General features: G+C 71.7%; 21 protein-coding genes. 6 read left to right on the forward strand and 15 right to left on the reverse strand.

Features of this window, described 5'->3' with window-relative positions:
* Positions 1 to 75 precede the first annotated feature (75 nt).
* Entirely contained in the window at positions 76 to 2,394 is a 2,319-nt protein-coding gene (gene katG, locus PQI07_RS08110) for a catalase/peroxidase HPI (protein WP_274926409.1), read from the forward strand.
* Positions 2,395 to 2,500: 106 nt separating this feature from the next.
* Here katG and PQI07_RS08115 read toward each other — a convergent pair whose 3' ends face one another.
* From PQI07_RS08115 to PQI07_RS08145, 7 genes are all read right to left on the reverse strand, one after another.
* Complete coding sequence (locus PQI07_RS08115) at positions 2,501 to 3,655, reverse strand: M20 aminoacylase family protein (protein WP_274926410.1); 1,155 nt, start codon at positions 3,653 to 3,655, stop codon at positions 2,501 to 2,503.
* Positions 3,656 to 3,733: 78 nt separating this feature from the next.
* Positions 3,734 to 5,098 carry a DUF3100 domain-containing protein gene (locus tag PQI07_RS08120; protein ID WP_236952765.1) on the reverse strand — a complete coding sequence of 455 codons (1,365 nt, stop codon included), beginning with the start codon at positions 5,096 to 5,098 and terminating at the stop codon, positions 3,734 to 3,736.
* Between the two features lie 103 nt (positions 5,099 to 5,201).
* Positions 5,202 to 6,740: an aldehyde dehydrogenase family protein gene (locus tag PQI07_RS08125; protein ID WP_182591320.1), complete on the reverse strand. Its 1,539-nt coding sequence runs from the start codon at positions 6,738 to 6,740 to the stop codon at positions 5,202 to 5,204.
* The gene (locus tag PQI07_RS08130) at positions 6,740 to 7,624 is read right to left on the reverse strand and encodes an NAD(P)-dependent oxidoreductase (protein ID WP_274926411.1); all 885 of its coding nucleotides are present in this window, start codon (positions 7,622 to 7,624) and stop codon (positions 6,740 to 6,742) included. Before PQI07_RS08130 ends, PQI07_RS08125 begins: the two co-directional genes overlap by 1 nt.
* Before the next feature lie 102 nt (positions 7,625 to 7,726).
* On the reverse strand, positions 7,727 to 8,638 hold the full coding sequence (locus tag PQI07_RS08135) for a LysR family transcriptional regulator (protein WP_043354113.1): 912 nt from the start codon (positions 8,636 to 8,638) through the stop codon (positions 7,727 to 7,729).
* Positions 8,635 to 9,876 (reverse strand): amidohydrolase, encoded by a 1,242-nt coding sequence (locus PQI07_RS08140; RefSeq protein ID WP_274926412.1) that lies wholly within the window; start codon positions 9,874 to 9,876, stop codon positions 8,635 to 8,637. Before PQI07_RS08140 ends, PQI07_RS08135 begins: the two co-directional genes overlap by 4 nt.
* A gap of 37 nt (positions 9,877 to 9,913) precedes the next feature.
* A complete protein-coding gene (locus PQI07_RS08145) occupies positions 9,914 to 10,363 on the reverse strand; it encodes an Lrp/AsnC family transcriptional regulator (protein WP_043354111.1) in 450 nt (149 codons plus the stop codon).
* 148 nt (positions 10,364 to 10,511) lie between these two features.
* Here PQI07_RS08145 and alr point away from each other — a divergent pair, with 148 nt between their 5' ends.
* Both alr and PQI07_RS08155 read left to right on the forward strand, forming a co-directional pair.
* Entirely contained in the window at positions 10,512 to 11,645 is a 1,134-nt protein-coding gene (gene alr, locus PQI07_RS08150) for an alanine racemase (protein WP_274926413.1), read from the forward strand.
* A gap of 8 nt (positions 11,646 to 11,653) precedes the next feature.
* Positions 11,654 to 12,913, forward strand: coding sequence for a D-amino acid dehydrogenase (locus PQI07_RS08155; protein WP_274926414.1), 1,260 nt, complete (start codon positions 11,654 to 11,656; stop codon positions 12,911 to 12,913).
* 221 nt (positions 12,914 to 13,134) lie between these two features.
* On the opposite strand, the gene PQI07_RS08160 is transcribed toward PQI07_RS08155, so the two are convergent.
* From PQI07_RS08160 to PQI07_RS08195, 8 genes are all read right to left on the reverse strand, one after another.
* Positions 13,135 to 13,356 carry a hypothetical protein gene (locus PQI07_RS08160; RefSeq protein WP_043354105.1) on the reverse strand — a complete coding sequence of 74 codons (222 nt, stop codon included), beginning with the start codon at positions 13,354 to 13,356 and terminating at the stop codon, positions 13,135 to 13,137.
* Positions 13,357 to 13,643: 287 nt separating this feature from the next.
* Complete coding sequence (locus PQI07_RS08165) at positions 13,644 to 14,735, reverse strand: protein-glutamate methylesterase/protein-glutamine glutaminase (RefSeq protein WP_043389114.1); 1,092 nt, start codon at positions 14,733 to 14,735, stop codon at positions 13,644 to 13,646.
* Entirely contained in the window at positions 14,732 to 15,580 is an 849-nt protein-coding gene (locus PQI07_RS08170) for a CheR family methyltransferase (RefSeq protein WP_043389116.1), read from the reverse strand. Before PQI07_RS08170 ends, PQI07_RS08165 begins: the two co-directional genes overlap by 4 nt.
* Positions 15,581 to 15,594: 14 nt before the next feature.
* Entirely contained in the window at positions 15,595 to 16,068 is a 474-nt protein-coding gene (locus PQI07_RS08175; RefSeq protein WP_043354099.1) for a chemotaxis protein CheW, read from the reverse strand.
* Positions 16,069 to 16,181: 113 nt separating this feature from the next.
* A complete protein-coding gene (locus PQI07_RS08180; RefSeq protein ID WP_053609639.1) occupies positions 16,182 to 18,377 on the reverse strand; it encodes a HAMP domain-containing methyl-accepting chemotaxis protein in 2,196 nt (731 codons plus the stop codon).
* Between the two features lie 48 nt (positions 18,378 to 18,425).
* On the reverse strand, positions 18,426 to 18,911 hold the full coding sequence (locus tag PQI07_RS08185; protein WP_274926415.1) for a chemotaxis protein CheW: 486 nt from the start codon (positions 18,909 to 18,911) through the stop codon (positions 18,426 to 18,428).
* Positions 18,911 to 20,989, reverse strand: coding sequence for a chemotaxis protein CheA (locus PQI07_RS08190; protein ID WP_274926416.1), 2,079 nt, complete (start codon positions 20,987 to 20,989; stop codon positions 18,911 to 18,913). The genes PQI07_RS08185 and PQI07_RS08190 overlap by 1 nt, the downstream gene beginning before the upstream one ends.
* 542 nt (positions 20,990 to 21,531) lie before the next feature.
* Positions 21,532 to 22,758 (reverse strand): methyl-accepting chemotaxis protein, encoded by a 1,227-nt coding sequence (locus tag PQI07_RS08195; protein ID WP_274926417.1) that lies wholly within the window; start codon positions 22,756 to 22,758, stop codon positions 21,532 to 21,534.
* A gap of 3 nt (positions 22,759 to 22,761) precedes the next feature.
* On the opposite strand from PQI07_RS08195, the gene PQI07_RS08200 reads away from it, so the two are divergent.
* The 3 genes from PQI07_RS08200 (at position 22,762) to PQI07_RS08210 (ending at position 23,764) form a co-directional block, all read left to right on the forward strand.
* A complete protein-coding gene (locus PQI07_RS08200) occupies positions 22,762 to 22,908 on the forward strand; it encodes a hypothetical protein (protein WP_158498479.1) in 147 nt (48 codons plus the stop codon).
* 173 nt (positions 22,909 to 23,081) lie between these two features.
* The gene (locus PQI07_RS08205; protein ID WP_043389130.1) at positions 23,082 to 23,363 is read left to right on the forward strand and encodes an STAS domain-containing protein; all 282 of its coding nucleotides are present in this window, start codon (positions 23,082 to 23,084) and stop codon (positions 23,361 to 23,363) included.
* Between the two features lie 35 nt (positions 23,364 to 23,398).
* The gene (locus tag PQI07_RS08210) at positions 23,399 to 23,764 is read left to right on the forward strand and encodes a response regulator (protein ID WP_043389132.1); all 366 of its coding nucleotides are present in this window, start codon (positions 23,399 to 23,401) and stop codon (positions 23,762 to 23,764) included.
* Positions 23,765 to 23,853 lie beyond the last annotated feature (89 nt).

Genomic DNA, 23,853 nt, shown 5'->3' on the forward strand with positions numbered 1-23,853 from the left:
ACTGCCTGCACCGCCCCGCCGCCTTCGATGCCCGAGCTTCGGGCGGCCGGCGGCTCAATGCCTAGGGGACCACTGATGAGCGAGACGATCGACAAGACGGACACCACGACGTTCCCGATGGCGGGCAAGTGTCCGTTCGGCGGCGACCGGATCGGCGGCGCCCACGGCAACCGTCCGACGCTGGAGAACTGGTATCCCCATCGCCTGCGGGTGGAAGTGCTCCACCAGAACGGGCTGGCGGCCGATCCCCTCGGGCCGGATTTCGACTACGCGGCTGAGTTCGCCAAGATCGACTTCGAGGCGCTCAAGCGCGACATCAAGCAGTTCCTGACCTCGTCGGTGGACTGGTGGCCCTCCGACTACGGCAATTACGGCCCGCAGATGATCCGCATGGCCTGGCACTCGGCCGGCACCTACCGGATCGCCGACGGGCGCGGCGGCGCCGGCACCGGGATGCAGCGCTTCGCGCCGATCTCGAGCTGGTGGGACAACGGCAACACCGACAAGTCGCGCCGCCTCCTGCAGCCGATCAAGCACAAGTACGGCAACGCCCTGTCCTGGGCCGACCTGATGGTCCTGACGGGCAATTGCGCCCTGGAGATCATGGGCCTGCCGACCTACGGGTTCGGCGGCGGGCGGCTCGACGCCTGGGAGGCGGACAATGCCACCTACTGGGGCCCCGAGGTGGTCGAGATGGGCTCGGTCTCGAGCTTCGACGACATGGTGAACCGCGACAAGCGCTGGCGCGGCAAGAACGGCGACGCCGACTACGACCTGGAGAACCCGCTCGCCGCCTCCCACCAGGCGCTCATCTACGTGAACCCCGAGGGACCCTACGCCAACGGCGATCCGCAGGGGTCGGCCAACGACATCCGGGTGACCTTCACACGCATGGCGATGAACGACGAGGAGACCGTGGCGCTGATCGCGGGCGGCCACGCCTTCGGCAAGAGCCACGGCATGACCCCCGCCAAGGAGATCGGTCCGCCCCCCGAGATGGCGCCGATGGAGGCGATGGGCCTCGGCTGGCACAATCCGAAGGGGTCCGGCTCCGGCAAGGACACGATGACCAACGGCATCGAGGGCAGCTGGACGCCCGATCCGACCAAGTGGGACAACGCCTATCTGGAGAACCTCTTCAAGTTCGAGTGGGAACAGACGAAGAGCCCCGCCGGGGCGCTCCAGTGGACGCCGAAGGACCCCAACGCGCCGAAGACGCCGGACGCCCATGTCGCGGGTCAGATGCACCCGCTGATGATGATGACCTCGGACATCGCCCTCAAGGTCGATCCCGAGTACCGCAAGGTCTGCGAGAAGTTCCTCAACGACTTCGACGCCTTCACCCAGGCCTTCTCCAAGGCGTGGTACAAGCTCACGCACCGCGACATGGGTCCGAAGCACCGCTATCTCGGCCCGGAGGTGGTGATCGAGGACGGGCTCCTGTGGCAGGATCCGCTGCCGGAGCGCGACTACGACCTGGTCGGCGAGGCCGAGATCGCCGTGCTGAAGCAGGCGATCGCCGGGACCGGCCTGTCGGTGTCCGATCTGGCCTTCACGGCCTTCTCGGCGGCCTCGACCTATCGGGACAGCGACAAGCGCGGCGGTGCCAATGGCGGCCGACTCGCCCTCGCCCCGCAGAAGGATTGGGCTGTCAACCGCCGGGCCGCGCCGGTGATCGAGGCCCTGCGCAACGTGATGTTGACCTTCAACGGCGGGCGCAGCGACGGGAAGAAGATCTCCCTCGCGGACCTGATCGTGCTCGGCGGCTGCGTCGCCGTGGAGAAGGCGGCCCGCGATGCCGGAGTCGAGACGCCGGTGCCGTTCACGCCGGGTCGGGTGGACACGACCCAGGCGCTCACGGACCTCGAGATGTTCGAGTGGCTGAAGCCGGTGGTGGACGGGTTCCGCAACTACGTCGATGACGGCTTCGGGCAGATGACCCGCAGCGTCTCGCCGGAGGAGATGTTCCTCGACAAGGCCAACCTGCTGACTCTGACGGCCCCGGAATGGAGCGTCCTGACCGGCGGCCTGCGGGCGCTCAACGCCAACCACGACGGGTCGAACCGGGGCGTCCTGACCGATCGGATCGGGGTGCTGACGACCGACTTCTTCCGCAACCTGACCGACGTCGATCTGGTCTGGGAGAAGGCGGATGCGGACGGGATGACCTTCGCGCTCAAGGACCGTGCGAGCGGCCAGACGAAGTTCGAGGCGACCCGCAGCGACCTCGTCTTCGGGTCGAACGCACAGCTCCGGTCGATCGCCGACGCCTACGCGGGCAGCGACGGCCAGCGGCGCTTCGTGGCGGACTTCGTCAAGGCCTGGGACAAGGTCATGATGCTCGACCGCTTCGACGTGAAGGGTCACAAGCGCTACGCGCCGATGGCCGCCTGACCCCCGCCCTCAAGATACGCCCGCGCGGCCTGCGCGGGCGTTATTCCGGAGCATGCGCCGCGGACGGACCGACGATGTCCGCGGCCGCGCCTTCCGTCCCGCAGCTTCAGGTCCCGAGGCTGTGTGTGGCCAGTGCAGCCCAGTAGGCCGCGCCGACCGGCAGGGCCTCGTCGTTGAAATCGTAGCGCGGATTGTGGAGCGGCAGGCTCGGCCGCGTCCCGTCGGTGCCGATCCAGGCATAGGCGCCTGGGCAGGCTTCGAGCATGTAGGCGAAATCCTCCGACGCCATGGAGGGGCCGACATCGCCGCGGCGCGCGGTGATGTCCGGGACGGTCCCGGCGGCCGCGAGGGCGGTGCCGACGGCATCGGCGGTGTTGACCGTGGCCGGGTATCCGAACCGGTACGCCACCTCCGCGCGGGCGCCGTGCGTGCCGGCGGTCCCGCCGGCGATGGCCTCGATGAGCTCCGCGACGCGCTTGCGCACCGCCTCGTCCAGGCAGCGGACCGTGCCGCGGATGACGGCGTGGTCGGGAATGACGTTGTAGGCGTCGCCGCCATGGATCTGCGTGACGCTGAGCACGACCGGCTCCGTGGGGGCGATGCGGCGGCTGACGATGGTCTGCAGGGCGAGGACGATCTCGGAGACGACCACGAGCGTGTCGGTGCCGCGCTCCGGCATGGCCGCATGGGTGCCGAATCCGGTGACCGCGATCTCGAACGTGTCGAGGGAGGCCATGATGGCGCCGACCCGGGTCGCGAAGGTCCCGAGGGGCAGGCCCGGCCAATTGTGCAGCCCGTAGACGGAGTCGCAGGGGAACAGCCGGAACAGGCCGTCCTCGACCATCGCGCGCCCGCCGCCCTCGCACTCCTCCGCAGGCTGGAAGATGAAGTGGACCGTCCCGGTCAGGTCGGTGCGGGCCGCGAGATGCCGCGCCGCGCCGAGCAGCATCGCCACGTGGCCGTCATGGCCGCAGGCATGCATCACGCCGGGCGTCCGGGAGGCGTAGGCGACGCCTGTCGCCTCCTGGATCGGCAGGGCGTCCATGTCGGCCCGCAGGCCGATGGTCGGGCCGTCGCCCCGGCTCAGGGTCCCGACCACGCCCGTGCGCCCGAGCCCGGTCTTCACGGACAGGCCGCAGGCGGCCAGTTCCCGCGCGACGAGATCCGCCGTGCGGACCTCCTGGTAGGCCAGTTCGGGATGGGTGTGCAGGTCGCGCCGCCACGCGACCATCCGCTCCACGGTCTCTGCCTCGATCCCCATGTGGTCTCTCACCCATGCCAGAGGCCGCCGGAGCGCCTCGTTCCCCCTGCCTCACCCTACGCCGGACGGCGCGGCGGTTCACCCCAGCGGCGGATGCATGAAGAACTGCGCGATCAGGGCCGCACCGAGGAACGTCCCGGCATTGGCCATGAACGAGACCACCACGATCCGCCAGCCGAGGCGGCGGAAGGCGGGCACGTCCTTGGCGACGGAGAGGCCCGCGAAGGTCAGGATCGGCGTGGCCAGGGCCAGGAAGTTGATCTTGCCGGTCAGGGCGGCGATCTCGGCGGCGTAGGGCGTGCCGGGATAGGTCAGGGCCATGCCGATGATCGAGACCCACAGGACCGCCGGCAGGCGCCGGCCGAGGAGCAGGTAGACGATCCAGCCGGCCAGCACGGTGCCGATGATGATCGCCATCCCGCCGACGACCTTCGCGTCCGGGACGACGCCGTAGGTCAGCCAGTTGCCGATGAGCCCGTAGGCACCGATCAGGATCCAGGCCAGGACGGTCTCGGCGAGGCCGATCCGCACCTCCTGATGGACCGGTGCCTCCGCCTGCGGGTCGACCGCCGCCGGGCGGGCGGCATCCGGCCGGTTGCGGCCGAGGATCGGCTCCAGCTTGCCGTAGGCCCAGATCGTGAAGGGCAACGACAGGAACAGGGTGAAGTACGTGCCGATCGTCGTGGTGACGAGGTTGCTGGCCGCCGCGAAGGTCGCGACATCCTTGGCGACCTCGGGGGTCTGCTGAGCGGCGATCGCCCCCGAGGCGGCGGCCATCATGCTGCCGGAGCCGACGCCGGCGCCCATCGCCAGGGCCAGCGGGTTGAAGACGCCCAGGCTGGCGATCAGCCCGGCCAGCAGGGCGATGAACACCGCGCCGAACACCGTGCCGGTCAGGTACTCCGCCAGCACGCCGCGGCCCTCCGGAGAATCCATGCCGTAGCGCTCGCCGATGATGGCGAGGCTCGGCTCGCGGCCGACCGAGAAGGTCGCGCCGATCGCCTCGCGCTTGATGCCGAGGAGGAGCGCCACCGGCAGGCCGAACACCATCGTCCCGAAGAAATGGCCGAATTCCTGGAAGGCGAGCGCCCAGCCCGAGGCCAGAATCTTCGGCAGCGAGCCCCCGACCAGCAGGCCGAGCTTGGCGATGAAGATCAGCAGCGCCGGCTGGAGATAGGCCCCGGCCGCGTTCTGCAGGGCGCCCGTCAGCCGCAGGGGCGCCGGGAGGCGCGGGCTCATCAGCCCCAGGGCCCCGCCGAGGAGCAGGGCCCAGAGCAGCGGCAGCAGGACGATCTTGCCGGCTCCCACCGGGATGCTGACGTTGCCGATCGCCTCGGCGATGATGACGATGACCAGGGCGAGCAGGAACAGCGTCAGCTTCCCGCCGCCGGAAACGGGCGGCGCGTCCGGCCGCGTGTTCGTCGCAAACAGTTCGCCCGCCATCGTCATCCTCCCCGCCCCTCCGGGGCTGCCCATCGCCCTGCCTGCCGGACTTGGCCGCCGGTCGTGTCGGTTGATCCCGTCCGTCGCCCCCCGCGCCCGGCGCCTAGCCCACGTAGCCGAAGGTCACCGCCGGCTGGGCCGCGGTCTCGACCCAGACGCTCTTGGTCTGCGTGTAGGCCATCAGCGCCTCGCGGCCCGAGGAGCGGCCGAAGCCCGAGCGGCCGAAGCCGCCGAAGGGCGAGGCCACGTTGATGGTCTTGTAGCCGTTGACCCACACCGTTCCGGCCCGCAAAGCCGCCGCGACCCGGTGGCCGCGGCCGCCGTCGCCGGTCCAGACCGCGCCCGCGAGGCCGTAGGGCGTGCCGTTGGCCAGCGCCACCGCCTCGTCCTCGCCGTCGAACGGCAGGACCGTGAGGACCGGGCCGAACACCTCCTCCCGGGCGATCGCCGCGTCCGGCGCGACGCCGTCCACGATGGTCGGGCCGAAATAGAAGCCGCCCGTGTCCCGCAGGGACGCGGGGCAGGCGCCACCGGCCGCGATGGTGGCGCCGGCGCTCGCCGCGGCCTCGACCATGCCGGCGATCTTGTCGCGCTGGCGCCGGTTGTTGATCGGCCCGATCTGCGTCGCCGGGTCGGTCGGCGCCCCCACCGGGATGCGCGCGGCGGCGTGGGACAGGCGCTCCACGAAGGACGCGTGGATCGAACGGTGCACGAGGAGGCGGGAGCCCGCCACGCAGCTCTGGCCGGCGCCACCGAAGATCGCGGCCTGCGCGCCGATCAGCGCCCGGTCGAGGTCGGCGTCGGCGAACACGATGTTGGCCGACTTGCCGCCGAGCTCCAGCACGCTCGGCACGATGGCGCGGGCCGCCGCGGCGGCGATCTGCGCGCCGGCCTCGGCCGAGCCGACGAACACGACGAGGCGGGTGTCGGGATGGGCCACCGCGGCGGCCCCCGTGGTCGGACCGGCGCCGGCGAGCACCGAGACGAGGCCGCGGGGCATCCCCTCGGCGCGGTCGCAGAGCAGGCCCAGCGCCAGCGAGGTCAGCGGCGTCAGCTCGGAGGGCTTCAGCACCACGGCGTTGCCGGCGCAGAGGGCCGGGGCGATCTGCCAGCCGGCGGTGAAGATCGGCGCGTTCCAGGGGGTGATCTGCACCACGGTGCCGAAGGGCTCGTGGCGGGTGTAGTTCAGGTGCGAACTCGGCACCGGGATGACGTCGCCGTGGAGCTTGTCGCACCAGCCGGCATAATACTCGAACATCTCGGCGACCTTGGCGACCTCGCCGCGCGTGTCGCGGATCGGCTTGCCGGCCGAGAGGGTCTCCAGCTCGGCCAGCGCCCCGGCGTGCTGCCGGACCAGGGCGGCGACCGCCCACAGGGCCCGGCCCCGGGCGGCGGCGCTCATCCCCCACCACGCGCGCTGGGCGTCGCGGGCCGCCGCCATGGCGGCCTCGACCACCGACGGCCCGGCATCGGCGAAGGTCGCGAGCACACCGCCGTCCGCCGGGTTGACGAGGTCGAGGGCGGCGCCGGTCCCGGCGAGGACCTCGCCGGCCACGACGCTGCCGATGCGGCCGCCCGGCAGGAGGTCGGTCAGGAGGGCGGCGACCCGATCGGCGGCGGGCGAGTGCGGCGTGCCGGACATCAGTGGGCTCCCTTGTGATCGCGGTAATCGGCCATGCGGGTGAAGTCGGCCGTGTCGGGGATGGCGGCCTGCGTGGCCTGCCAGATCCGCTTCACCTCGGCGGAGAGCGGCAGGTCGATCCCGCATTCGGCGGCGAGCTCCAGGGCAAGGCGCACGTCCTTGCGCATCAGGCCGGCCGAGAAGCCGCTGTCGAAGGTGCCGGACTGGACCCAGCGCGGGACCATGACCTCGCTGATCGCGCTGCGGCCGGTGGCGGTGTTGACGACCTTGACCGCCTCGTCGGCCGAGAGGCCCGCGGCCTCCGACAGGCGCAGGGCCTCGCCGGTGGTCACGAGATGGGCCGCCACCAGCAGGTTGTTGACGAGCTTGACGATGTTGCCGGCGCCCGAGGGCCCGACATGGGGGGCGCGGGCCGACATGGCCTCCAGGACCGGCCGGGCCAGGGCGTAATCCGCCTCCGCCCCGCCGACCATCATGGTCAGGGTCCCCTCGGCGGCGCCGGACGGGCCGCCGCTCACCGGCGCGTCGAGGAGGGCGTGGCCGGCCGCGGCGAGGCGCTCGGCCAGGCGCCGGGTGGTGCCGGGATCCGAGGTCGAGGTGTCCACCACCACAACCTTCCGGTCGGTCCGGGACAGGAGGCCGCCCTCCGCGGTGACCACCGCCTCCACGTCCCGCGCCAGCGGCAGCGAGAAGACGAGGGCGTCGGCCGCTTGCAGGACCTCGTTGAGGGTGTTGAGTGTCGTCACGCCGGCGGCCTCCGCGGCCGGGCGCCGGGCCGGACTGAGGTCGTAGCCCAGGACCGTGAAGCCCTTGCGGGCCAGGGTCGCGGCCATGCCCAGACCCATATTGCCGAGCCCGACGACCCCTACCGTTGCGATGGTCATGCCGATCCGTCCTCACGATGCGGCACTATCGTTCCGGTAATCGAGCGTTGCGACAACAACCGATTTCTGCACGATGCGTGCGGAAATTCAGCACGGTCCCGATCAGGCCGGCGGCGGCCGGAACGCCACCATGTGGTCGGCCAGCCAGCCCAGCAGCCGGGCCGCCCCCTCGGGCAGCCGTCGCCCGGCCCGGATGACCAAGTGGGCGCTCGCCTCGGACAGGATGGCGTCGCGCAACGGCACCGCGTCCAGGAGGTCGGCGCGCAATTCGGCCGCGACCACGAAGCGGGGCAGGAAGGCCACCCCCATGGCCGCCATGACGAAGCGGCGGTGCAGTTCGAAGGACGCCGTCTCCAGCCGCGGCACCAGCCGGAACCCGCCATCCGCCTCGACGCGGCCGAGGAGCTGGCGCACCCCGTGGTCGGGCGGCAGCAGGGCGGCCGGCTCGGTGGCGAAGCTGCGCAGGGGAACCGGCGCCGACCCATTGGCGAGGGGGTGACCCTTCGGCAGGACGGCGAGCAAGGGCTGCCGGGCGGAGACGACGCCGCGGACATCCGGATGCGCGGGCGGATTGTAGACGAGGCCGATATCCGCCTCACCCCGCGCGATCGCCGCGAGGATGCCGTCGGTGGTGCCGATCTCGACCTGATAGGCGATGCCCGGATGGTCCTGCGCGAAGCCCGCGAGGGCGTTGTCGAGGAGGTCGATCAGGAAGCCAGCGCCGCAGCGCAGGCTGATCGTCCCCCGCTGCACCCCGCGCAGGCGCTTGAGCTGGTCCTCGAGGAGCGCCGCCTCGTCGGCCTGCCGCTGCGCGTGCTCGGCGACCAGACGGCCGGCCTCGGTGGGGACCACGCCCCGGGGCAGGCGTTCGAGCAGCGTCTCGCCGACCTGCGCCTCCAGCTCGATGATCTGCCGACTGACGGCCGAGGCGGCGACATTCAGGCCCTCGGCGGCGGCCCGGACCGAGCCCGCGCGCACGACGGCGAGGAGATAGCGCAGGGCGCGGTCGTTCACGGCGGCGGGCCTCCGGCGGCCGCACCGTGCCGGTCGACCGCGACGGTCCCCCGCGCCACGACGAGCACGGGCGCCTGGCGCTCGACGATCACCTGGGGCACGTTGCCGGCGCGGAAGGCGACCAGGTCGGCCCGGGCCCCCGGCGCCACCACGCCCGGGCCCAGCCCCAGAACCCGCGCCGGGACGGTTGTGACGGGATCGAGCAGCGCGGCGAGCTCTCCGTCGGTGCGGAGATCGAACCGGTAGGCGGCGAGCTGGGCGCGGTCGACCATGCCGGTGACCGTGGCGGGATTCCAGCAGTCGCGGACATTGTCGGTGCCGAAGCAGACCGGGACGCCGAGGTCCCGCAGCCGCGGAATCGGCGGGCACCGGCGCCCGCCCGGCACGCTGCTGAGGATCGCGACGCCGGCCCGGTTCAGGCCTTCCGCGATCCGGCCGAGTTGGAGATCGTCGGCTTCCGCGAGGGCGAAGGCGTGGCTGATCGTGACCCGCCCGCCGAGGCCGGCCGCAGCCGTGCGGGCCGCGATCGCCGCGATCGTGTCGAGGCCGGCTTCGCCGCCGTCGTGAAGGTGGATGTCGATACCCCTTCCGTGACGCTCGGCCAGGGCGAAGACGATGTCCAGGTGACCGTCGCGATCGCCGTCGATGCCGACGGGATCGAGGCCGCCGACGAGATCGGCGCCCATCCGCAGGGCCTCGTCCAGGTCATCCGCGACCGGCGGGCATCCCAGGATCCCGCTCTGCGGGAAGGCGACGATCTGGATCTGCATCCGGTCGGACCAGCGCGCCCGCAGGTCGAGGATCTGGGCGAGGTGGTCGAGCCGCGTGACGTCGTCGATGTCGACATGGGTCCGCAGGCTCGTCGTGCCGCCGCGGAGCATGCGTTCGAGGAGGGCCTCGGCGCCCTGCGCGGCGAGCGGCACCCGCGTGGTCCGGCGGAAGGCCTTCTCGTCCGCGATGATCGCGCGGACGGATCCCTGCGCCCGGTGGGGGCGCCACGCGAGGCCGAGCAGGCACTTGTCGAGGTGGACGTGCCCGTCCGCCAAGCCCGGCAGCACCAGGGCGCCGCCGAGGTCGATCGTGCGTGCAGCGGGGGGCAGCGGCGCGCCGGGATCGTGCAGGATGGCCACGCGGCCGTCCCGGATGTCGATGGTCGCCCGGCGGCCTTCGGCGAGCGTGACATCGCGCAGGCGCAGGTCGCAGGGGGCTACCGTGTCAGAACCGGGACTCGACGTCATGCCGGGGCTCCTCTCGCATCCTGATCCGCGTCGGCCATCAGAGGGGCCGGCCCGCCGCCACGACGGTCCGGATGGCGAAGCTCGATTGCAGCCGGGCCACGCCGGGGAGACGCGACAGGACATCCTTGTGCAGCCGCTCGTAATCGGCCGCGTCGACCACCTTGAGCTTGACCAGGTAATCGGCCGTCCCAGTCATCAGATAGCAATCCTGCACCTCGGGACAGCGCCGGACGGCCGCCTCGAAGCGGTTGAGGTAATCCTCGGTCTGGCGGTCCAGGGTGAACTGCGTGAGCACCACGAGGCCCGGCGCGTCGGCGCCGCCGCCGATCAGCGCCGTGTAGCCCCGGATGATCCCGGATTCCTCCAGCAGGCGCACGCGGCGGTGGCAGGCGGAGGCGGACAGGCCGATTGCGGCGGCGAGGTCGGCATTGCTGATCCGGCCGTCGACGCGCAGGGCCTGGATGATGCGGCGGTCGATCTCGTCCACGGCGGGTCACGAAGGATCTTCGAAATCGCCGTAGAAAATTGCACGAGCCGCCAATCGTCGCAAGACGCTTCGACACATCGCACGCCTGTTCGACGATCCTCCGTATAGCTTGGCGGCAGCGCATCAGGGAGCCGCCCCGGGGGTCGCCATGAGCAGGATCGATCGCGATCACCGGCCCGATGCCGGTCCCGCAGGCACGGCAGCCGCGCTCCTGACGATCGACCTCGGGGCCATCGCCGACAATTACCGTGCCCTCGCGTTGCAGGCCGGGCCGGCCGTCTGCGCGGCGGTGGTCAAGGCGGACGCCTACGGGCTCGGCGCCGAGCGGGTGGCGCCGGTCCTGGCCGCCGCCGGCTGTCGGCACTTCTTCGTGGCGCAGGTCGGCGAGGGCGTCGCCCTCCGGGCGATCCTCGGCCCCGGCCCCGTGATCGCCGTGCTCAACGGCGCCTCCCCGGGCAGCGAGGCGGCCTGCGCGGCCCACGACCTCGTCCCCGTCCTCAATGACCGGTCGCAGCGCGACGGCTGGCAGGGTCTCGCCCGGCGCCTGGACCGGCGCCTGCCCGCGATCCTCCAGATCGATTCCGGCATGGCCCGGTTCGGCTTCGCGCCGGACGAAGCCTGCGCGCTCCTCGACGCGCCGGACGCGCTCGCGGGCCTCGACCTGCAGCTGGTGATGAGCCACCTCGCCTGTGCGGGCGAGTTGGACAGCCCCGTCAACGCGGCGCAACGCGCCGTCTTCGAGGTCGTCCGGCGGCGCCTGCCGGCCGTGCCCGCGAGCCTCGCGGCCTCCTCCGGGATCTTCCTCGGGCCGGACTTCCGGTTCGACCTGGTGCGCCCCGGCGCCGCCCTCTACGGGATCGCCCCGCAGGCGGACGCCCCGAATCCGATGCGGCCGGTGATCGGTCTGCGGGCGCGGGTGATGCAGACGCGCAGCGTCCCGGCCGGAACCCCCGTCGGCTACGGGCACGTGGCGACCGTCGGCCGGGACAGCCGCCTCGCCACCGTGGCGATCGGCTACGCGGACGGGTTCTTCCGCAGCACCGCCGGTGGGGCGGCCTGGTTCGGCGGCACGCGCCTGCCCGTGGTCGGGCGGGTCTCGATGGACAGCCTCGTCCTGGACGTCACCGACCTGGCCCCCGGCACGATCGGGCCGGGGGCGCTCGTCGACATCATCGGGCCGGAGCGCGACGTCGACGCCGTCGCCGCGGCGGCCGGCACGATCGGCTACGAGGTCCTGACCAACCTCGGCCACCGCTTCCACCGCGTCTATCTCGGAGCCTGAGGCCCGCCATGAACGTCCTCATCCTCGGCGGCGGCGTCGTCGGCGTCACCTCGGCCTATTACCTCGCCCGGGCCGGCCATCAGGTCACCGTGCTGGAGCGCCAGCCCGGCGCCGGCCTGGAGACCAGCTTCGCCAATGCCGGCCAGGTCTCGCCGGGCTACGCGGCGCCCTGGGCGGCCCCCGGGATCCCCGTGAAGGCGCTCAAGTGGCTGATGATGCGGCACCGCCCCCTGGTGCTCTGGCCGCGCCTGGAGCGCCGCCTCTACGGCTGGCTCACGCGGATGCTCGCCAACTGCACCGAGGAGGCCTACCGGCGGAACAAGGGCCGCATGGTCCGGCTCGCCGAGTACAGCCGCGACGTGCTGCGCGACCTGCGCACCGAGACGGGCATCGCCTACGACCACCGGGAGAAGGGCACGCTGCAGCTCTTCCGGACGCAGAAGCAGCTCGACCATGTCGGCGACGATACCCGCGTCCTCGACGCCTACGGCGTGCCCTACACGGTTCTGGATCCGGCGGGCTGCATCGCCGCGGAGCCCGCGCTCGCGGCGGTGCCGGACGTGTTCGTCGGCGGCCTGCGGCTGCCGGGCGACGAGACCGGCGACGCGCACCTGTTCACGCAGCGCCTCGCCGCGATCTGCGAGGGACTCGGCGTCACCTTCCGCTACGGGACGGCGATCGCGCGCCTGCACCATGCCGGCGACCGGGTGACGGCGGTGGAGACCGCTGGCGGTGAGCTCCTGCGGGCGGAGGCCTACGTGGCGGCGCTGGGCAGCTACACGCCGGCCCTGCTGCGCCCCCTCGGGATCGCCCTGCCGGTCTACCCGGTGAAGGGCTATTCCCTGACCCTGCCCATCACCGATGCGGCCGCCGCCCCGGTCTCGACGGTGATGGACGAGACCTACAAGGTGGCGATCACCCGGCTCGGCGACCGCATCCGCGTCGGCGGCACCGCCGAACTCGCCGGTTTCAGCAGCGCCCTGCGCCTGCCGCGCCGCGAGACCCTCGCGCGCTCGGTGCAGGACCTGTTCCCCGCGGGCGGCGACCTCTCCCGGGCCGCGTTCTGGACCGGCCTGCGGCCGATGACGCCGGACGGCACGCCGATCGTCGGGGGGACGCGGGTCGCGAACCTGTTCACCAACACCGGCCACGGCACCCTCGGCTGGACGATGGCCTGCGGCTCGGGCCGCCTGCTCGCCGACCTCGTGTCCGGCCGGGCCCCGGAGATCGCGAGCGACGATCTGGCGCTCGACCGCTACGCCGCGTGAGCCGGCCGGGCTTTCCGCGCCGCGTGGTGACGGCGGTGCCGGCACGCGGCGCCCTGGGGACGTGGCGCACGGGCACAGCCTCGCCTCGTCCTGCGCGGGGCCGGCCCCGACCCTGCCGGCGCTGAAGCGGCCGCCGCGAGCGGTCGCCGCGAGTGGTCGCGAAGCCCTGCCCCGGGCCTGCCCAATGATTCGGCACTCTTCGCGACACGACTGCAAGTTGATTACATCGCGTTCATGAAGCGCCGATGTCCGACATCACCGGACGACTTCACAACGGCCTGAGCAACCCTTCGCATCCCGTCGAGTTTAGGATCTGAACCAACGATCCGGGTGCGCAGATGAGTTTCATCGTCGTACAGGGCAGGGAAGATCAAGAGCAGGCGGATGCCGTGCTCAGAGGCGTCGCCGACGGGCTGGCCAGCCTGTTTCCCGTGCCCGATCATCCGCCCGGTGTTCAGGACCTGCTGGATGCCCGGACACAGGAGGCCGGCATCCGCGCAGGCAGCATCGCAACGTCGAGCGGGCGGAGTACGAAGCGCGCGAAAGCGGGTGCGCGCCGCGGCGGGGATATGGGGCCGCCTCCGGCCCGCGCCGTGAAGACGGCTCCCGCCGGGGCGCTGCGCGGATCGCCTCCGCAATACAGCCGCACGCGAGCGCGCCGGGCGAGATCCGAGGCGAAGTCCGAGCGTCGCGACCAGTCCTGAGCCCGAGGCCGGCGGTCACACCGGCCTCAGCGCGGCCCCGCCACGGTCAGGCCGAACCGCCGGATCTCCCCGGGCATCTGCTCGAGCGGCAGGACCTTGGCGGCCGCGCCGCGATCGATCGCCTCCTTGGGCATCCCGAACACCACGCAACTCGCCTCGTCCTGCGCCACGGTCTGCGCCCCGGCCCGGCGCATCTCCAGCAGGCCGTTGGCGCCGTCGTCGCCCATGCCGGTCATCAGGATGCCCAGCGCGTTCGCGGCCGCCGCCCGGGCGGCCGACCGGAACAGCACATCGACGGATGGGCGATGGCGCGCGACAAGCGGACCGTCCTTCACCGACACCGCGTAGCTGCCGCCCCGGCGCTCGACCATGAGGTGCCGCCCGCCCGGGGCGATCAGGGCCCGGCCCCGCAGCACCGGATCGCCGTCCTCCGCCTCCTTGACGGTGATCGCGCAGAGCCCGTTCAGGCGCTTGGCGAAGGCCGCCGTGAAGTGCTCCGGCATGTGCTGCACGATGACGAGGCCGGGGGACTCGGCGGGCAGCACCTCGAGTACGTCGCGCAGGGCCTCCGTCCCGCCCGTCGACGCGCCGATGCAGACGATCCGGTCGGTCTCGACCACGACGCGTCCGGGCACGGGCGGCGGCAGGACGACATCGGCCGAGAGCTTCGCTTCGACGAGCTGTCGCGGCGGCCGGCTGCCGCGCAGCTTGGCCCGGGCGGCCGCGCGCACCGCGTCGCAGACCCGCACCGTGGATTCGAGCAGAAACTGGCGGGTGTCGACCCGCGGCTTCGGCAGTACGTCGACGGCGCCCGCCTCCAGCACCTCGAACAGGATCCGGGAACCCGCCTCGGTCAGGGTCGAGCAGACGATCACCGGGAGCGGCTTCTGCGCCATGATCTTGCGCAGGAAGGTCAGGCCGTCCATGCGCGGCATCTCGAGATCGAGGATGATGACGTCCGGGATCTCCTCCTGGATCCGGCGGGCGGCGATGAACGGATCGGCCGCGGTACCCAGGACCGCGATGTCGGGCGCCGTCTCCAGGATGCCGCACAGGGTCTGGCGGACGGAGGCCGAGTCGTCGACGATGAGGACGCGGATCGGTCTCGACGCATTCACCGGCCGGAATCCCTCAGCTTGCTGAAGACGGTCGAGGACATCTGGTCGAGGCCCGCCACGCCGACGCCCGCCATCGATTCGGAATGGCCGACGATCAGGTATCCGCCGGGGCGCAGGTGCCCGGCCAGGCGTGCGACCACGGCCTTCTGGGTCGGCTTGTCGAAGTAGATCAGCACGTTGCGGCAGAAGACGAGGTCGACGTCCCGGTCGATCGGGTAGCTTTCGTCCATCAGGTTGAGCCGCTGGAACCGCACCCGGGCGCGCAGCTCGGGCACGATCCGCCCCTCGCGCCGGGCCGGATCGCGCGCGACCATCACGTAGCGCCGCCGCAGGTCCGGCGGCACCGCCTCCAGCATCTCCTCCGGGTAGATCGCCGTCCGGGCGCGGTCGAGCACCTCCGAGGAGATGTCGGTCCCGAGGATGGCGTAGCGGAACCGGTCGGCGGCCATGTCCTGCAGGACCATCGCCAGCGTATAGGCCTCCGCCCCGGTCGAAGCCGCCGCGCTCCAGACCTTGAGCAGCGGCCGGTCGCCCCGCGCCGCCAGCCGCGGGACGATCGTCGTGCGCAGCAGATCGAAATGCGCGGGCTCGCGGAAGAAGTCGGTCTTGTTCGTCGTCACGCAGTCGACGAGGTGCGGGAACTCGTCCGCGAGATGGCCCGCCTCGAACAGGTGGCGGCCATAGGCCTCGAGGGTCGGAAGATCGAGGGCGCGCATGCGCTTGCGCAGCCGGCCCTCGACCATGGTGCGCTTGGCCGGCGGCAGCTGGATGCCGGCATGGTGCTGGACGAGGTCGGCAACCGAGCGGAAATGCCGGTCGCTCAGGTGACCCGGATCGGTCTCCATGGTCCCGGGTCCGCTCAGGCGGCCTGGGGCGACGCGGCGAGCGCGGGCCCGTCGCCGTCCATGAGCGCGACGAGGTCGAACACCACCACGAACGCCTCGCCCCGGCGGCCGATCCCGGCGATGTAGCGCGCGTTCCAGCGGCCGCCGACCTCGGGGGCCGCCTCCATCTCGGTCCCGTCGAGTTCCGTCACCTCGATCACCCGGTCGGCCACGAACCCGACCCGCAGCGCCCGGCCCGGCATCGGCACGTTGAGCAGGATGATCCGGGTCGCCGGCGTGCGCGCCACGGGCGGCAGGCCGAGCTTGGTGCGCAGGTCCACCACCGGGTAGCTCTGCCCGCGCACGTCGATCATGCCGAGCAGGAAGGCCGGCGCCTGCGGCAGGGCCGCCGGGACCCGGTAGTCCAGGATCTCGTGGACGTGCTCGACGTCGATCCCGAAGGTCTCGGCGCCGAGACCGAGGGTCAGGTACTGCCACACACTGGACATGCAGAGTCTCCGGATGGACTGCGACGCGCGCCGACGGCAGGATCCGCGCGGGGACGAGCGCCGCGCGGATCCGGGCCTCGCCCGACAGGTCGGGCGACCTGTCGGGCGAGATGTCAGGCGACGCGGGTGAAGGCGGCGTCCTGCGCGTCGCCCTCGCCCATGTCGAGGGCGAAGCCCCCGGCCGCGGCCGGGTTGCGCCCCCCCGCCCGCTTCGGGCTCGGCGAGCGGATCGCCGCCGAGGGCGCGCCCATCCGCGTCGCGGTCGCGCGCAGCCGCGTCACCGCCTGATCGACACCGGCCAGAGGCCCGACCGGTGCGGCCGCCTCGGTGATGCGGAAGTAGGCGATCGTCGCCTGCAGCTTCTCGGCCTGGGTGGCCAGTTCCTCGGAGGTGGCCGAGACCTGCTCGGAGGCGCTGGCGTTCTGCTGGGTCACCTTGTCGAGCTGCTGGATCGCCTGATTGATCTGGCCCGAGCCGACATCCTGCTCGCGGCAGGCGGCGGTGATCTCCTCCACCAGGCTGGCGGTCTTCTTGATGTCGGGCACGAGCTTGCCGAGCATGTCGCCGGCCTGCTGGGCGGCCTTGACGGTGTCGGACGACAGCGTGCCGATCTCGGCCGCGGCCGCCTGGCTGCGCTCGGCGAGCTTGCGCACCTCGCTGGCCACCACCGCGAAGCCGCGGCCATGCTCGCCGGCCCGGGCCGCCTCGACGGCGGCGTTGAGGGCCAGCAGGTCGGTCTGGCGGGCGATCTCCTGCACGATGGTGATCTTCTGCGCGATGGTCTGCATGGCCTCGACGGCGCGGCCGACGGCGACCCCGCTGGCCTCCGCGTCCTGGGCCGATTGCCTGGCGATCGTCTCGGTCTGGCTGGCGTTCTCGGCGTTCTGCTTCACGTTGGCGGCCATCTCCTCCATCGAGGCCGAGGCCTCCTCGGTCGAGGCCGCCTGCTCGGTCGAGCCCTGCGACAGCTGCTCGGCCGAGGCCGACAGCTCCTGGGACCCCGCCGACACGTTGCTCGCCGCCGCGCTCGCCTCGGCCACGACGGCGCGCAGCTTCGTCAGCATGGTCTGCAGGGCGATGCCCATCGTGTCCTTGTCGGAGAGCGGCCGGGCCTCAACCCTGAGGTCCCCCTGGGCGATGGCGTTGGCGAGCGCGGCCGTCGCGTTCAGGTTCTCGGTCATGCGGCCCATGGCCCCCACCAGGTCGCCGAGCTCGTCGTTGGAGGTGACCTTCGCGGTCTGGCTCAGGTCGCCCATCGCCACCGCGTCGGCGAGGGTCACGGCGCGGCCGAGGCCACGGGAGATCGAGAAGGCGAGCCAGGTGGCGATGCCGAGGCCGAGGAGGAGCGCCGCCGCAACGGTGGCGAGCAGGATCGTCTGGCCCTCGCTCGCATCGGCCTTGGCCCTGCCGACGGCGTCGATCATGCGGCGGTTCTGGAATTCGGCCAGCGCGTCGAAGGCCCGGTTCGCCGCGAGGCTCAGCGTCGCGTATTCGCCGGAGGCGAGGTCGGCGGCCTTGACGGCGGCCCCCGTCTCGATGGTCGCCAGCGCCTTCTGGAACGAGGCCGACCAGGCGGCGTATTTCTGGCGCACCCCCTCGGTCGAGATGCCCTGCGCGGCGCTCGCGCGCAGGAGGTCGTCCATGGCGTGCGCGACCTCATCCCGCACCTGCTTGGCCGCGTTCACCCGCTGCTCCAGCACCTCGAGGGTCGTCGCACCGGTCGCCGATTGAAGCTGTCCCCAGGCCCGCTCCATGCGGATCTGGAAGGCGGCCGCAGACTTGGCCAAGTCGTCACCCGATGTCTCGCCCGAGCGGCCCTTGGCCAAGGTGTCGAGTTCCGAACGGAGCGCCGCCGTCGCCGGCCGACCCGTCGTGTTGATCTCGGCCCAGGTCCTGACGCCGGAATTCTGCTTCGTCAGATCGATGATCTTCCCGGCCAGGGCGCGCTGCTTCTCGTACTTGTCGGACAGGTCATCCAGCAGCCGCTTGCCCTCATCCGCGACGATGTAGCCCTTGGCCTTGGCCAAGCCCGCCACGGCGTCGTTGCGGTTGTCCGCAGCGCGCTTGCTGAACTCCGTCATCTGGGCGTCATCGGTGCTGATCACCGCCGCCCGCACGTTGCTGACGCCATTGATCGCGTGGCCCTTCGCGTCCAGCACGAGGGCCTGCAGCTCGGCGCGGCTGATGACGAACTTCATCGACTCCTCGGAAGACATCAACTTCTGATAGCCGACGCCGCCGGCCGCGGCGGTCAGGAGCAGGACGGCGCCGAAGCCGCCTGCGAGCTTGGCCTTGATCGAGAAACGCATCGTACTCACCCCACGCACGCAACACTTGGACAGGACAGCCACAAGATTTCAGTTGAGGATCTGCTCGAGTTCGGGGACGATGATGAATTCATCCCTCGCCTTGACGATCGACCGGATGTATTCAGGGCGCCACGTCGTGCCGACCGACGGCACCGCCTGGCAGCTCGCCGGATCGATCTCCGTCACCGCGAACACCTTGTCGGCCACCAGCGCGACCACCACCGGATCGCCCCCCACCGCAACCTCCAGCACCAGGAAGCGCGTGTCCGGGCTGTCCGCCGCCGCCGGCATCCCGAACCGCTCGCGGATGTCGGCCAGGGGGATGACGTTGCCGCGCACGTTCACGATTCGGTCGATATGCGGCCGTGCCCCCGCCACCCGCGTCGCCGGGATCGGATCGATGATCTCGCGCACCATCCCGGCATCCAGCGCGAAGCTCTCCGTGCCGATCCGGAACATCACCACCTGCTGGCCGCCCCGCGACCCCGCCTGCGGTCCGGTTCCGAGAGAACCGCTCGTCACGCCGCCGCTCATCACGCCACCTCCTGATACACGCGCGCGCCCTCGGCGCCGCCGCCGCTCACGAGCCGGCCGACATCGATGATCAGCGCCGCCGTGCCGTCGCCCAGGATCGTCGCCCCCGAGAACGTCGCCACGTCCGCGTGCAGCTTCGACAGCGACTTGATCACCGTCTGGTGGTTGCCGATGATCTGGTCCGCCACCAGCCCGACCCGGGCCTCGCCCGCCGCGACGATGATCACCTTCTGGTGCAGCTCCGGCTCGCCCGCGGCCCCGAACAGGCTGCGCAGCCGCAGGAACGGCACCAGCGCGCCCCGGATGTTCAGGAAGTCCCGCCCGCGCCCGCCGCGCTCGCCGGCGGGCAGCTCGACGCATTCCTCCACCGCCGCCAGGGGGATGACGTAGCGCCCCTCCCCCACCCGGATCAGCAATCCCTCGATGATCGCCAGCGTCAGCGGCAGGCGCAGGGCGACCGTCGTGCCGCCCCCCGGCTCGGTCGCGATGTCGATCGTGCCGCGCAGGCTCTCGATCGTCTTCTTGACGACGTCCATGCCGACCCCGCGCCCCGACAGGGCCGAGATCTCCTGGGCGGTCGAGAAGCCCGGCGCGAACAGGAACTGGTAGACCTGCTGGTCGGTGAGCACCGCGCCGGGCGCGCACAGGCCCTTCTCCTCGGCCTTGGCGCGGATGCGTGCCGCGTCGAGCCCGGCGCCGTCGTCGCGCACGCTCACCAGCACCTGGGCGCCGACATGCTCGGCGGTCAGCGTGATACGCCCGGTCGCGGCCTTGGCGGCGGCGGCCCGGCGCCCGGGCGCCTCGATGCCGTGGTCGATGGCGTTGCGGATCAGGTGGACGAGCGGGTCGGCCAGCCGCTCGATCACGGTCTTGTCGAGTTCGGTGTCCTCGCCGCCGGTGACGAACTCCACCGGCTTGCCGAGATCGCGCGAGAGATCGTGGATCAGGCGGCGGAAACGGCCGAACAGCGCGCCGATGGCGACCATGCGGATGCTCATCGTGGTGTCGCGCAGCCGCGCCGACAGGCGCTCGATCTCCTCCGCGATGCCCTTGAGGCCGGGATCGGCGCTCAGGCCGGCGAGCTGGCTCAGCCGGGCCTGGGCGATGACCAGTTCGCCGACCCGGTCCATCAGCTCGTCGAGCCGCTCCGCCTCGACCCGCACGCTGCTGGCCGGCCGCTCCTCGGCCCGCCGCGCCGGGCTCCGCTCAGCGGTCGGGGCCGCGGGCGCGATCGCCGGCGGCGCGACGGGTGGGGCTTCGACGGAGGCGATGGCGGCGAGACCCGCCGCCGGAGCCGTGACGGTCGGCGGCGCAAAAGGCCCGGGCGCGGCCTCGCCCGGTTCGGGTGCGGCGTCCGGCTGCGCCGGCGAGATCGGGACCAGGGTCAGGGTCATCTCGTCCCGCACGAACAGGAAGACATCCTCGATCGCCTCGCGGGTCACGGCCGCGCGCAGCGTGACGTCCCAGCCGATGGCGAGGCTCTCGGGATCGAGGCCCGGCAGTTCGGGCAGCGCGTCGAGGCGCGGCACGATCGTGCAGGCGCCGAGGTCGCGCAGTTCGTCGAGGAGCGCCAGGGGATTGGTACCGTTGCGCAGCACGTCGGGCGCGAAGGCGATGCCGATCTGCCAGCCGCCCTCCACCATCGGGATGGGATCGGCGACCGGCTCCGGATGGGGGGCCAACGGCGCGGCGGCGGGGCGGCCGGTGGTGCCGAGGAGCTGCTCGAGTTCGGCCAGGATGGCCTCGCCGATGATGGGCGCGCTGGCCTCGGGCTCCTCGATGAGGCCGCGGATATAGTCCTTGGCCGAGAGGGAGACGTTGACGAGGTCGTGGCCGACCGGAACCTCGCCGCGACGGACGCGGTCGAAGGCGGTCTCGAAGTCGTGGGTGAAGGCGGCGACCTGCTCGAAGCCGAACATGGCGCCCGAGCCCTTGATGGTGTGCAGGGCGCGGAAGGCGGTGTCGATCAGGGCGCGGTCCTCGGGCCTGTCGCCGAGGTCGAGCAGGGTCGTCTCCAGGCAGGCCAGAAGCTCGGCGGCTTCGGCCCGGAAGACGTCGGCGGGATCGAGAGCAGTCATGGGACGGTCGGACCCGCTCACGCTAGACACAGATGCAGAATGAACCGCCCGGCTTCGAGCGAACGCGAAGACTTCGACTTTGTCACCGGGCGAATGTCTTTGAACTCAAGCGTTCGGCTGGATTGCCGAGTCGCGCCGCACCCTCACGGCGACGCGAAACGACGATCATCCGCCGCCCGATTTCACCGGTTGTATATAATCTGACTAAAAATTTTCGGTTAACGCCGAGGTTTCGATGCCTGACGGACAGTATATCCGCCCATCGCCCAGAGGATTTGATTATCGGATACTGAGATCGCGTGAGCCGTGGATCACAGGATCGCCGTATCCGGCATCCTGTGCCGGTCGGTCCGGCACGGGCTCTCGTCGTGCATCCCATGCGGATGGGGGCCGCGGCCCTGCTGGGTGCGGCCGGCGGAGAGACGGGGATGAGACGTGGGGCCGGTCGCGGCAGATCCGGCGCCGAAGCCCCGGCCGCGGCGCAACCGCCGGCCGGGCCGGACCGGATTGCCCGCGGACCGCGCCTGGCGGCGCGCTCGGGTTCAGAACAGGTCGATGCCGTCCAGATCGTCGGCAGCCGGGCGCTGCGCGACCGGGGCGACCCCGAGCAGTCGCTCCGTCAGGCGCGCCCGGACCTCGCCGAGGGTGCAGCGCGCGATCGCCGCCTCGATCCAGGCCGGGTCGGCGCTGGAATCCGGCACCGCGCCGTCGCCCGCGCCAGAGAGACGGCCGAGTTCCGCACCGGCCGCGCGCAGCAGGCCTTCGACGTTCTCGATGCGCTGCTTGGCCCGGTCCTGGAACTGCATCGCCACGATCGCCGCCGACACGTCCTCGGTGATGGCCTGCGTCGTCTCGGCGGTCTGGCGCAGGACACCGGCGACCTGGGCGTTCTGCTCGACAAGGGCCCGCATCACCATGCGGACGCGCAGCTCGGCGGTGCGGCTCTCCTCGGACATGTCGATCGCCGCGATGTCGCCCAGCAGGGCGTGGCTGCTGCGCAGGTCGGCCGCCATGGTGCCGATCTGCTGCTTGATCACGTCCGACAGGGCGTTGATGGTCGTGGCGAGGCCGCGCACCTCGTCGGCGACCACCGCGAAGGCCGCGCCGCTGCTGCCGGCCCGGGCGGCCTCGATCTTGGCGTTCAGGGCAAGCAGGTTGGTCTGGCGGTTGATCTTCTCGATCTCCGCCACGCTGCCCTCGACCGACGACAGGCCGTCGAGGGCCCCCGCCAGCCCCTGCGCGAGGGTCGTCCCGCGGGAGGACATCAGCGTGATCCGCGCGATCAGCGCGGCGAGCGTCTCGCCGAGGCCGGCGGCGACATCTCCGAGGTCCAGGGTCTTGTCGTCGATCCGTACGGTCTGAACCGAGGCGACGAGGCCGCGCACGATCTCCGACTGCTCGCAGGTCGAGGCCGCGATGTTCTGAAAGCGGTTGGACAGGCCGTGGACATTCGCCTCCACATCCGCGGAGACGATCCCGAGCTCGGCGATGAGGGCGTCCAGGAGCCCCCGCTGCTGCGCCGAGAGGCCGAGCCAGGCCTGCAGCAGATCGGCCGACCGCGTGGCGGCCGCCGGGTCGGCCGGGATCTCGATCTGCGGCGCCGGCGACGTATCGGCGGCAGGGGATGCCATCGTCTCGGGACGATCCGGCGGCGCGAGCGCGGAGCCGGACACCGCGCCGGGCACTGCGCCGGATCCGCGCCGTCCGTCGGCCCGCCGGAAGCGGGCCGGGACCTGCCTGAGAATGTCGTGGGCAGCTTGGAAGGACATCAGATGTCGGATCTCTCGGCGTCGACCGTCGCGCGCCGGTCAAGCCGCAAACCGATGGACGGCGTCGGCCCGACAGTAAGGATCGCCGTTAAAGAAAGCGTTATCACCGGCAATGAAGCGCAAGAGCGAGACAACAGATTTCTGTATTGACGCTTGAATTCCGTTCCATGCTGAATCGAATTCCAGCTGTGCAGCGTCCGGCGGCGGCGGCAACAGCGGTGGATTGGTCTGCCGTCGGTCAGAAAGAATTTACCCGCCGCGGTGTTGTCTCCGCCGGAGAGGCGCAGCGGCGCCCAATCCTGTCGTCGAGGGCCTGAACCCGCATGTCCGAGGCTTCCGTCCTCACGCTCGAATCCGACTGCACCATCCGGACGGTCCGGTCGCTGCAGGGCGCTTTGGCGGCGGCCCTCGCCGGCGCGACGCGCCTCACCCTGGACTGCGCGGCGGTCGAGCGCGCGGACATCACCTTCGTCCAGATCGTGCTCGCGGCGGACAAGGCGGCACAGCGTCAAGCCACGGAGATCGCGCTGGCCAATGTGCCGCCGGCGGTCAGCGGCGCGTTCCAACGCGCTGCGATCGCCCTCCCCGGCCAGGCACTCCGCTAGGCCCACGCTTCAGGCACAAGAACGGGATCCTTGTCATGGCCACTGTCCTCGCCGTCGACGACTCGCCCAGCATCCGGCAGATGATCAAGGTCGTCCTCGGCCCGGCCGGCCACACGGTGATCGAGGCCGGCGATGGCGCCGAAGGCTTGGCGAAAGCCAAGAGCGCCAGCCTCAACCTCGTCATCACGGATCTCAACATGCCGGTGATGAACGGGCTGGAGATGATCAAGCAATTGCGGACGTTGCCCGCCTGCACGGGCGTTCCGATCCTCTTCCTGAGCACGGAATCGGACGAGGGCATCAAGCAGCAGGCGAAGGCGGCCGGGGCGACCGGCTGGATCACCAAGCCGTTCAAGCCCGAGCAGCTGCTGGCCGTCGTGTCCAAGCTGGTGCGCGCCTGAGGGCGCGGGGCCGGTCCCGGCGGCGCGGCCTTCCGGGACGCCGGCCCCGAGACGTCGGCGCCATCCCCCGCACCGCGAGCGGGGACGCG

The organism is Methylobacterium sp. 092160098-2, from assembly GCF_028920805.1.
GTDB classification, from domain to species: domain Bacteria; phylum Pseudomonadota; class Alphaproteobacteria; order Rhizobiales; family Beijerinckiaceae; genus Methylobacterium; species Methylobacterium fujisawaense.

Coding starts and splice junctions, on each gene's coding strand:
- katG (WP_274926409.1), top strand. CDS start 76: ATGAGCGAGACGATCGACAAGACGGACACCACGACGTTCCCGATGGCG.
- PQI07_RS08155 (WP_274926414.1), top strand. CDS start 11,654: ATGAACGTCCTCATCCTCGGCGGCGGCGTCGTCGGCGTCACCTCGGCC.
- PQI07_RS08120 (WP_236952765.1), bottom strand. CDS start 5,098: ATGGCGGGCGAACTGTTTGCGACGAACACGCGGCCGGACGCGCCGCCC.
- PQI07_RS08200 (WP_158498479.1), top strand. CDS start 22,762: ATGTCGGATCTCTCGGCGTCGACCGTCGCGCGCCGGTCAAGCCGCAAA.
- PQI07_RS08195 (WP_274926417.1), bottom strand. CDS start 22,758: ATGTCCTTCCAAGCTGCCCACGACATTCTCAGGCAGGTCCCGGCCCGC.
- PQI07_RS08175 (WP_043354099.1), bottom strand. CDS start 16,068: ATGTCCAGTGTGTGGCAGTACCTGACCCTCGGTCTCGGCGCCGAGACC.
- PQI07_RS08190 (WP_274926416.1), bottom strand. CDS start 20,989: ATGACTGCTCTCGATCCCGCCGACGTCTTCCGGGCCGAAGCCGCCGAG.
- PQI07_RS08185 (WP_274926415.1), bottom strand. CDS start 18,911: ATGAGCGGCGGCGTGACGAGCGGTTCTCTCGGAACCGGACCGCAGGCG.
- PQI07_RS08115 (WP_274926410.1), bottom strand. CDS start 3,655: ATGGGGATCGAGGCAGAGACCGTGGAGCGGATGGTCGCGTGGCGGCGC.
- PQI07_RS08130 (WP_274926411.1), bottom strand. CDS start 7,624: ATGACCATCGCAACGGTAGGGGTCGTCGGGCTCGGCAATATGGGTCTG.
- PQI07_RS08180 (WP_053609639.1), bottom strand. CDS start 18,377: ATGCGTTTCTCGATCAAGGCCAAGCTCGCAGGCGGCTTCGGCGCCGTC.
- PQI07_RS08210 (WP_043389132.1), top strand. CDS start 23,399: ATGGCCACTGTCCTCGCCGTCGACGACTCGCCCAGCATCCGGCAGATG.
- PQI07_RS08140 (WP_274926412.1), bottom strand. CDS start 9,876: ATGACGTCGAGTCCCGGTTCTGACACGGTAGCCCCCTGCGACCTGCGC.
- PQI07_RS08205 (WP_043389130.1), top strand. CDS start 23,082: ATGTCCGAGGCTTCCGTCCTCACGCTCGAATCCGACTGCACCATCCGG.
- PQI07_RS08170 (WP_043389116.1), bottom strand. CDS start 15,580: ATGGAGACCGATCCGGGTCACCTGAGCGACCGGCATTTCCGCTCGGTT.
- PQI07_RS08125 (WP_182591320.1), bottom strand. CDS start 6,740: ATGTCCGGCACGCCGCACTCGCCCGCCGCCGATCGGGTCGCCGCCCTC.
- alr (WP_274926413.1), top strand. CDS start 10,512: ATGAGCAGGATCGATCGCGATCACCGGCCCGATGCCGGTCCCGCAGGC.
- PQI07_RS08160 (WP_043354105.1), bottom strand. CDS start 13,356: ATGATCGGGCACGGGAAACAGGCTGGCCAGCCCGTCGGCGACGCCTCT.